The organism is Zoogloea sp. (assembly GCF_041904905.1).
GTDB lineage: Bacteria > Pseudomonadota > Gammaproteobacteria > Burkholderiales > Rhodocyclaceae > Zoogloea.
This window is the reverse complement of the sequence record NZ_JAYRMI010000110.1, coordinates 1-8,945: the sequence shown is the minus strand read 5'-3', so window position 1 is coordinate 8,945 and position 8,945 is coordinate 1. Positions and strand designations below refer to the sequence as shown.

The 8,945-nt window shown below is 69.6% G+C and carries 8 protein-coding genes; 5 read left to right on the top strand and 3 right to left on the bottom strand.

Annotated elements, in window-relative coordinates:
• The first annotated feature begins 119 nt into the window (after positions 1-119).
• Genes ACE3N6_RS18690 through ACE3N6_RS18675 form a run of 4 tightly spaced genes read left to right on the top strand, consistent with a single transcriptional unit; the run spans position 120 to position 2,478 of the window.
• Positions 120-713, top strand: coding sequence for a phosphoheptose isomerase (locus ACE3N6_RS18690; RefSeq protein WP_374247330.1), 594 nt, complete (start codon positions 120-122; stop codon positions 711-713).
• A complete protein-coding gene (locus ACE3N6_RS18685; protein WP_374247329.1) occupies positions 710-1,348 on the top strand; it encodes a BON domain-containing protein in 639 nt (212 codons plus the stop codon). Before ACE3N6_RS18690 ends, ACE3N6_RS18685 begins: the two co-directional genes overlap by 4 nt.
• A 22-nt stretch (positions 1,349-1,370) precedes the next feature.
• Positions 1,371-1,802, top strand: a complete 432-nt coding sequence (locus tag ACE3N6_RS18680; protein ID WP_374247328.1) for a four-helix bundle copper-binding protein — start codon at positions 1,371-1,373, stop codon at positions 1,800-1,802.
• Positions 1,803-1,830: 28 nt separating this feature from the next.
• A complete protein-coding gene (locus ACE3N6_RS18675; RefSeq protein ID WP_374247327.1) occupies positions 1,831-2,478 on the top strand; it encodes an Hpt domain-containing protein in 648 nt (215 codons plus the stop codon).
• A 5-nt stretch (positions 2,479-2,483) separates the two neighbouring features.
• Here the strand turns inward: ACE3N6_RS18675 and ACE3N6_RS18670 are convergent, their stop codons facing one another.
• The 3 genes from ACE3N6_RS18670 to ACE3N6_RS18660 all read right to left on the bottom strand — a co-directional run bounded on the left by ACE3N6_RS18670 (position 2,484) and on the right by ACE3N6_RS18660 (position 6,794).
• Positions 2,484-4,463: a protein kinase gene (locus ACE3N6_RS18670; protein ID WP_374247326.1), complete on the bottom strand. Its 1,980-nt coding sequence runs from the start codon at positions 4,461-4,463 to the stop codon at positions 2,484-2,486.
• An 8-nt stretch (positions 4,464-4,471) separates the two neighbouring features.
• Positions 4,472-5,344, bottom strand: coding sequence for a DUF3365 domain-containing protein (locus tag ACE3N6_RS18665; protein ID WP_374247325.1), 873 nt, complete (start codon positions 5,342-5,344; stop codon positions 4,472-4,474).
• 127 nt (positions 5,345-5,471) lie between these two features.
• Positions 5,472-6,794 carry a citrate transporter gene (locus ACE3N6_RS18660; RefSeq protein ID WP_374247324.1) on the bottom strand — a complete coding sequence of 441 codons (1,323 nt, stop codon included), beginning with the start codon at positions 6,792-6,794 and terminating at the stop codon, positions 5,472-5,474.
• Between the two features lie 247 nt (positions 6,795-7,041).
• Here ACE3N6_RS18660 and ACE3N6_RS18655 point away from each other — a divergent pair, with 247 nt between their 5' ends.
• Positions 7,042-8,916, top strand: coding sequence for a potassium transporter Kup (locus tag ACE3N6_RS18655; protein WP_374247323.1), 1,875 nt, complete (start codon positions 7,042-7,044; stop codon positions 8,914-8,916).
• The last annotated feature ends 29 nt before the right edge of the window (positions 8,917-8,945 follow it).

The following is an 8,945-nucleotide window of genomic DNA, read 5'->3' as shown; positions in this document are numbered from 1 at the left end:
TGGGTTTGTACGCGGATCTCTCGCGCCAGGGGCGCTTTCGGATCGGTTTGCTATAAGCGCGGGGCTTTTCCCGTATCGCTTTCCCCGCGCCGGCGCCCGGCGCGCCTTCCGGACACCCCATGGATCTCGTCGCCCGCATCGCCCAGCAATTCACCGACAGCGCCCACACCAAGCTGTCCGCCCTCGAGTTCATGGCCGAGCCCATCGCCCACGCCATCGAGGCCATGACCCACTGCCTGATGGCCAACGGCAAGATCCTCGCCTGCGGCAACGGCGGGTCGGCCGCCGACGCCCAGCACTTCGCCGCCGAGCTGCTCAACCGCTTCGAGATGGAGCGCCCGCCGCTGGCCGCCTTTGCCCTCACCACCGATTCGTCCACGCTCACCTCCATCGCCAACGACTACGACTTCGGCCAGGTCTTCTCGAAGCAGGTGCGCGCCCTGGGCCAGCCCGGCGACGTGCTGCTGGCCATCTCCACCAGCGGCAACTCGCCCAACGTGATCGAAGCCATCCACGCCGCCCACGAGCGCGAGATGCGCGTGGTGGCCCTCACCGGCAAGGGCGGCGGCGAGATGGCCGCGCTGCTGGGCCCGGAAGACATCCACCTGTGCGTGCCGGCCGACCGCACCGCGCGCATCCAGGAGGTCCACCTGCTCACCCTCCATTGCCTGTGCGACGGCATCGACTGCCTCTTTCTCGGAGTTGAAGAATGAAATCCTCCCGCAAACTGCTCGCCTCGCTGTTCCTCGCGCTGGGCACCGCCTCGGTGCTGCAGGGCTGCATCCCCCTGTTCGTCGGCGGCGCCGGGGTTGCCGTGGCGATGACCGCCGACCGCCGCAGCTCCGGCGCCTACGTGGACGACGAGAGCATCGAATGGAAGGCCGGCAAGTGGATCAACGACCGCCTGGGCGACAAGGTCCACGTGAACGCCACCGCCTTCAACCGCAAGCTGCTGCTCACCGGCGAAGCGTTCAACGAAGCCTCCCGCGAGGAAGCCGGGCGCATCGCCGCCACCGTCGATAACGTCCGCGAGGTGATCAATGAGCTGCGGGTAGCCCCCACCAGCACCCTCAGCGCCCGCACCAACGACAGCTACATCAGCTCCAAGGTGAAGACCCGCTTCGTCGATCAGAAGGATTTCCACCTTCCCCACGTCAAGGTCGTCACCGAAGCCGGCACGGTCTATCTGCTGGGCCTGGTGAGCCAGCGCGAAGGCGAAGCGGCCACCGAAGTGGCCCGTACCACCAATGGGGTACAGAAAGTAGTGCGTGTTTTCGAGTACATCAGCGAGGAGGAGGCGCGTCGCCTGGACGGCGCCAACCGCACCTCCGACGCCACCGCAAAATAACCGAACGCTCAGGAGCACTACCATGAACCGACGTGAAGCCCTCATCGCCACCGGCGCCCTGCTCGCCACCGCCGGCGTCGCCACCGCCGCCGATCACAGCCACCATCACCACGAAGGCGCCCACCCCTGGCAGGCCGTGCTCGACACCGCCGGCATCTGCATCGAGAAGGGCGAGGTGTGCCTGACCCACTGCATCATGCTGCTGGGCGAGGGCGACAAGAGCATGGCCGCCTGCGCCGCCAGCGTGCGCGAAATGCTCGCCAGCTGCCGCGCCCTCGTCACCCTGGCTGGCGCCGAATCCAGGTTCGCCCCCAAGCTCGCCGCCCTGTGCGTGGACGTGTGCCAGGCCTGCGAGGCCGAGTGCAAGAAGCACGCCACCAAGCACAAGCCCTGCAAGGAGTGCATGGAGAGCTGTGCCGAATGCGCCAAGGCCTGCAAGGCGATGATCGCCTGAGCCCTGCCCGCCACTGACCGCCCCCCGCATGCAATCCCCGCCCGCCAGCCCGGCCCCGGGCTTCCCCCAGCCCATCGACGGGCTGGACATCGCCAGCGGCCTGCGCCGCATGGAGGGCGACCCGGTGCTCTACCTGGCGCTGCTGCGGGATTTCATCGCCACCGAGCGGTCGGCGGCCAGCGCCATCGCCGCTGCCCTCGCCGCCGGCGACCGGCCTGCCGCCACGCGCCGCGCCCACACCGTGAAGGGCCTGTCGGGCACCTTCGGCGCCTTCCGCCTTCAGCCCGCCGCCCTCGACCTGGAGATGGCGCTCCGGGAAGACCGCCCCCTTGCCGACGTGCACGCGCTGCTGGCGCACTTTCGCCACGCGCTCGACGCGCTGATGGCCGAACTCGACGCCCGCCTGCCGCCCGAGGCCACCCCGGCGCCCGTCGCGCCCGGCCCGGTGGACGACGCGCAGCTCGCCGCCGTGTGCCGCGAGCTGCTGCCGCTGGTGGTCGCCTGCGATCTGGCCGCCCTGCATCTGGCCGACACCCACGCGGAGCTGCTGGGCCGCGCCTTCGGCAGCGATTTCCAGGCCATCCGCCAGGCCCTGCACAATTTCGATTTCGAGATCGCCGAAACGGCCCTGATCGCCGCCTGCCACACGCACGGCTATCCCCCGCCGTCGGCCTGAGCGCCTCAGAACCCCGCGTCGGCCAGAAAGCGCTGCCGATCGGCCGGCCGGTCGATGTGCCCGGCCAGCGACCGGCACAGGGTCTCGACCGAATCCGCGCTGCGGGCTTCCCGTTTCACCAGCACCTTCGCCATCGGGCCGATGTAGCGGGCAAAGAGCGCCTCCACCCGCGCCAGGGCCTCGTCGGGCAGCGCGCCGCCCGGTTGTTCCTGCGCCCGCCGGGCCTGCGACACCGCCCCAACCGACACCGGCCGGGCTGCGCTCGCCGGCCGTGAGCCGGACGGCACCTCGCCCGCCGCCGCCCCCGCCAGAAACGCCGCCCGCGGCGCAGGGTCGGGGATGATCTCGGCCAGCAGGCGGTGCAGCTCGGCGCTGCTGGCCGCCCGGGGCACCGTGCGACGCACCAGCACCTTCGCCATCGGGCCGATGTGCAGCGCCAGGCGGCGTTCGGCGGCGTCGATGCTGGCCGGGGTAAGATCGGCGCCGGCCATCGGCCGCGGGATCGACGGGTCGGCCGGGCCGCCGCCCGGCACGCCCCCCTCCCCCGCGTAGGCAAAGACTTCGTGCTCCCGCTCCTCGGCGTCGCGCCGCACCCCCAGGTGCTGGAAGCACGCCGCCGCGTTGCGCTTGAGGTGGTGGATCACCTCGAAATACGCCCGCGACACCAGCACCCGCCCGGGCTCGGCCAGACGCATCACCCGGCAGGCGGTGGAGATGCCGTCGCCCAGGATGCGCGAGCGCCCGCCGGCATCCGACGCCACCCGCACCGGGCCCAGGTTGATGCCGATCTGCACCCCCAGCCCTTCGCCGGCCGCGGCGTCGCCGATCCGGCTGGCGGCGCGCAGGGCGTCCTCGGGGTCGCCCACGTAGCACACCGCGCAGCCCTCTTTCGTATTGACCGCCAGCCGGGCGGTGGGCGGCACGGGCGCGACCGCCTGGGTGAGCATCCGCGCCAGCCGGGTGCGGCTTTCGGTGCGCAAGGCGTCGTCGCCGAAGGGCCCGGTGACGTCGGCGAACAGCACCGCGGCGATGAAGGTGCGCGCCTCGGCGGCCGACAGCCCCAGCGGGAACGGCGCCTCCAGCTGCGGCTCGGCCGGCCCCTCGCCTCCGGCCGGCGGCGCGAGGCAGGCCCGGCGGAAGGCCGCCACGTCCCGTGGGCGGGCGTTCTCGTCGGGCTTCAGGGCCCAGTCGATGGCGTTGAGCAGGCCGATGCCGAACACCGCCACGTTGCCGATCCGCGCCGCCGCCGGCATGGTGTCCTCGCGCACGCGGGCGAGGGATTCCATCGGCAGGTGGCCGGTGACCATCCAGTACATCACCCCGGCCAGGGCGTAGAGGTCGGTCCACGGGCCCTGCTTGCCGTGGCGGTGGTATTGCTCGGCCGGCGCGAAGCCGGGGCTCACCACCGCGGTGAGGGACTGGTCCACGTTGTCGGCCTCCACGCGTCGGGCGGAGCCGAAATCCAGCAGCACCGGCGAGCCGTCGTCGCGGATGTAGATGTTGCCGGGCTTGATGTCCCGGTGCAGGAAGCCGGCGCCGTGCACCGCCTCCAGGCCGTCGAGCAGCGGGCGCACGATGCGCAGCAGACTCGCCCGGTCGAGCGGCAGCCGGCCCACCAGCCAGGTTTGCAGGGGCTGGCCGGTCTCGTAGGCCATCACCATGTAGGCGGTGTCGTTGGCGCGGAAGTAGCGCAGCACCCGCACGATGCCCGAGTGGTGGAAGCTCGCCAGCGCCCGGGATTCGAGCAGGAAGCGCTGCAGGCCCCACTCGAAGGCCCGCCGGGCGTCGTCGGAGCGCGGCTCGACGCCGAAGTCGGCCCGGCGCACGGCGGCATCCTTGGGCAGGTATTCCTTGATCGCCACCGGGCAATCCAGGTTGGTGTCGTGGGCCAGATAGGTGACGCCGAAGCCGCCGCCGCCGAGCACCCGGTCGATGCGGTACTCGTTGAGCAGATGCCCCGGGGGCAGCGCCGGCTGGTCGCTCATCGCCGCCTTCAGCCGTCGATCATCTGCATGGCCTTCTCGAGACTGCGGCGCATGCGGTTGAAGGAGCTGGCCAGCACGGCCACCTCGTCGCGCCCCTGCTCGGGGAACTCGGGCTGGTCGAAATCGCCGGTGCTGATCTTGTCGGCGGCGGCCGACATGCGCGACACCGGCCCCACGATGAGCCACGAGAGCATCAGGTTGAGGGCCACGAAGACCGCCCCGAACACCGCCGCCAGCGACAGCATGAAGGTGCGGAAGGCCTGATCGGCGCTGGCCAGCGGCACCGACATGGGCACCGACACCACCTGCGCGCCAACCACCTCGTCGAGCTTCCAGCCAAAGCCGTTGGCCGAGCCATACACCTTGAGCATGCTGGCCGGCGCGGCGTCCGGCGTGCTGTGACAGGTGAGGCAGGCGGCGGATTCGATGCGGATCGGGTGGGCGATGTAGAGCGCCGGGCCGGTGGGCGTGTCGCGCTGGCCGCTGATCTCGCGGCTGTCGGCGCGGTTGCGGAAGACGTTGACCAGATCCGCCTCCCAGTCCGCCGCCCGGTCGCGGGGGTTGGTGGGGTTGAGGGTGGCTTCCTTGTAGTCGTAGTCGGGGTACTTCTTGTGGAGTTCGGCCAGGGTTTCGGTGGCGGCGTAGGCGGGGATGGTCTGGGGCAGGAAGGTGGATTCCATCCGGTCGATCAGGTGCGGCCTGACCTGCCCGACGGTGTAGCCGCGGATCGCCAGCGCGGCCTCCATCACCAGCCGCGCCTCGCCCAGCACCCGCTCGCGGGCCTGGCGGTGCAGCAGGTCGTGGGAGATGTAGCCGGCCACGCCAAAGCCCGCCAGGAAGACGGCCAGCAGAACCAGATTGAACTTGAGCCGCAACCCCATGAATGCCTCCCGGTCGAAGGCCCCACGGGCCACGAATGAGTCTTATTCTTGCACAGCTCGCGCCCGTTTCGGGTAGTTGTCGCTCATCGGCCCTGCACCCCGCCGGACGCCGGCGGGCGAGGGTCGCTCAGTGGGGCAGCGCGGCCTTCAGGTCGCCCGTCGGGTGCCAGCCCACCACCAGCAGCATCACCGCAAAGCCCACCGCGTAGGCCACCGGCACGTACCAGCCGTGACGCAGCCAGTTACCCACCGACTTGGCCTCGGGGAACATGTTGGAGAGCGCCACGCCGGCCGACGAGCCGAACCACAGCATCGAGCCGCCGAAGCCCACCGCGTAGGCCAGGAAGCCCCAGTCGTAGCCGCCCTGCTTGAGGGCCAGCGCGGTGAGCGGGATGTTGTCGAACACCGCCGACACGAAGCCCAGCCCGAAGGCCGTCTGCCACGACGCGGCGGGGAGCTTCTCGACCGGCATCATCGAGGCGCAGCTCACCAGCGAGAGCAGGAAGATCGTGCCCATGAAGGTCTCCGGCAGCACTTCCCAGTCGGGCCGGCGGATGCCCACGGTGAGCAGGATCGCCGCCCACACCGCCACGCCCAGGAAGGGGAAGCTGTCGGCCACCGACGAGAAGTGGACATTCACCACCACGTTCACCGCCACCGCAGCGCCGAGGATCAGCGCCACGATGCCAACCCGCGGCATGTCCACGTGGGTGTGCTCGTGGGCGTGGCGGATGATCGGCGAGTGCCGGTGCTGGACCCGCGCCGCCGGGATGCCGAAGATCAGCAGCGCGATGGCGGCGCCGGCGAAGGCCTCGACCACCGCCAGCGGGCTCACCCCGGCGATCCACATCATGGTGGTGGTGGTGTCGCCCACCACGCTGCCCGATCCGCCGGCGTTGGAGGCCGCCACGATGGCCGCCAGATAGCCGACGTGCACCCTGGCGCGGAACAGGGAATGGGCCATCGCGCCGCCGATCAGCGCGGCGGCGATGTTGTCGAGGAAGCTGGAGATCACGAACACCATCGCCAGCAGCACGAAGCCGCCCTTCCAGTCGTCCGGCAGGTAGCGCGGCAGGATCACCGGGATGCGGGTCTTCTCGAAGTGGCGCGCGAGCAGCGCGAAGCCCATCAGCAGCAGGAAGAGGTTGGCGAGGGTCACCCACTCGTGGGCAAAGTGCCCCACCAGCCCGCCCAGCCCGGGGCCGGCGTTAAAGCCGGTGAAGACGATCTTGTAGAGGGAGATCGCCGTCAGCCCCACCAGCCCGACCTTCAGCGTGTGGTCGTGGAACAGCGCGACGCCCAGCAGGGTGAGCGCAAACAGGATGAAATCCACCGGAATCCCGGCCACCGCCGGGCCGTCGGCGCCCGCTGCCATCGCCGCCCCCGACACCAGCACCCCCGGCAAGCCCAGCGCCAGGCTCCGGGCCGGGCGCAGCACGTTCCACTTCATACACGCATCCTCAAGACTAGGGCCGGACCGACTCGAACCGGCAAACTCTGCATTGTAGGTGCGAAGAAGAACTACGGGCAGCGCGTAAGTGAATACCACAACCCGCAGCCACGTCAGGGGTGCAATCTGCTCTTGAGCTAGGTCAATTTGACGCACTGCAGAAGGCGGACAATCGGCACACGCTTGCAGGTCGAGAGGGCGTATTTTTGCCTGCACCCGTCCAGCCAAAAAAAGAAAGAGCCCAACCGTGTCCCACGATCATTCGCAGAAAGCCCTGGCCCCGGTAGTGGTGGCGGCGATCGGTGTCGTCTTCGGCGACATCGGCACCAGCCCCCTCTATGCCCTTAAGGAAATCTTCAACGGCCACCACCCCATCGACGTCACCCCCGACAACATCCTGGGCATCCTGTCGATGGTGTTCTGGTCGATCATGGCGCTGGTCACCCTCAAGTACGTCACCGTAATCATGCGCGCCGACAACCGCGGCGAAGGCGGCTCGCTGGCGCTGCTGTCGCTCATCACCGAGAACTCCCGCAACCGGGTGGTGACCTGGGCGATCTCGCTGCTGGGCATCTTCGCCGCCGCCCTGTTCTACGGGGACAGCATGATTACCCCCGCCATCTCGGTGCTGTCGGCGGTCGAGGGACTGGAGATCGTCTCGCCGGACTTCAAGACCTACGTGCTGCCGATCACCCTGGCGATCCTCACCGGCCTGTTCCTCATCCAGAGCCGCGGCACCGGCACCGTCGGGCTGTTCTTCGGCCCGGTGATGGTGGGCTGGTTCGGCGTGCTGGGGGTGCTGGGCGCCATCGAGATCGCCCGCCACCCGGACGTGCTCGCCGCGCTCAACCCGCTTTACGCCGCGCGCTTCATCGTGAACCACCCGAGCCTCGCCTTCCTGGCGCTGGGCTCGGTGGTGCTGGCCGTCACCGGCGGCGAGGCGCTGTACACCGACATGGGCCACTTCGGCCGCTACCCGATCCGCCTGGCGTGGTTCGGCTTCGTGATGCCGGCGCTGGTGCTCAACTATTTCGGTCAGGGGGCGCTGCTGCTCAACGAGCCCCAGGCCATCGAGAGCCCGTTCTTCCACCTGGGGCCGCACTGGGCGCTGGTGCCGATGGTGGTGCTGGCCACCCTGGCCACCGTGATCGCCTCCCAGGCGGTGATCTCCGGCGCCTTCTCGGTGGCCCGGCAGGCGGTGCAGATGGGTTTCCTGCCGCGCATGCTCATCATCCACACCTCCGGCAAGGAGGAAGGTCAGATCTACGTGCCCTTCACCAACTGGACGCTGTACTTCGCAGTGGTGGCGCTGGTGGTGGGCTTCGGCAACTCGTCCAACCTGGCCGCGGCCTACGGCATCGCGGTCACCGGCACGATGCTCATCGACACCATCCTGGTGGCCTTCGTGATGGTGCTGCTGTGGCGCTGGCACCCGCTGGCGGTGGCGCTGGTGGCGGGCGGCTTCCTGATCGTCGACATCGCCTTCTTCGCCGCCAACGCGATCAAGATTCCGCAAGGCGGCTGGTTCCCCATCGTGATGGCGCTGGTGTCCTTCACGGTGCTCACCACCTGGCGTCGCGGGCGTCGGCTGGTGCGCCGCGAGCTGGCCAAGCAGGGCGTGCCGATGCCGGCCTTCCTGAAGATGCTCGGCTCCGACGTGCACCGGGTGAGCGGCACCGCGGTGTTCATGACCGGCTCCAAGGAAGGCGTGCCGGCGGCGCTGCTGCACAACCTCAAGCACAACCAGGTGCTCCACGAGCGCGTCGCGCTAGTCACCGTCGAGACCACCGACACGCCCTACGTGAACGACCTGCACCGCCTCTACCTGCACCGGATGGAAAAAGGCTTCCTGCGCATCGTGATCCGCTACGGCTTCATGGAAGACCCGGACATTCCCCAGGCGCTGGAGCACTGCCGGCGCCTGGGCGAGCCCTTCGAGATCATGGAGACCACCTTCTACGTCTCGCGGGAGACCGTGATCCCCGGCGTGCTGGGGCGGCAGATCCACCCGTGGCGGGCGCGCCTCTTCGCCTTCATGTCGAAGAACGCCACCAGCGCCACCGACTTCTTCAAGATCCCCAACAACCGGGTCGTCGAGCTGGGCACCCAGCTGGTGATCTGACCCCCCGTGGGGGGGGGGGGGGGGGGGGG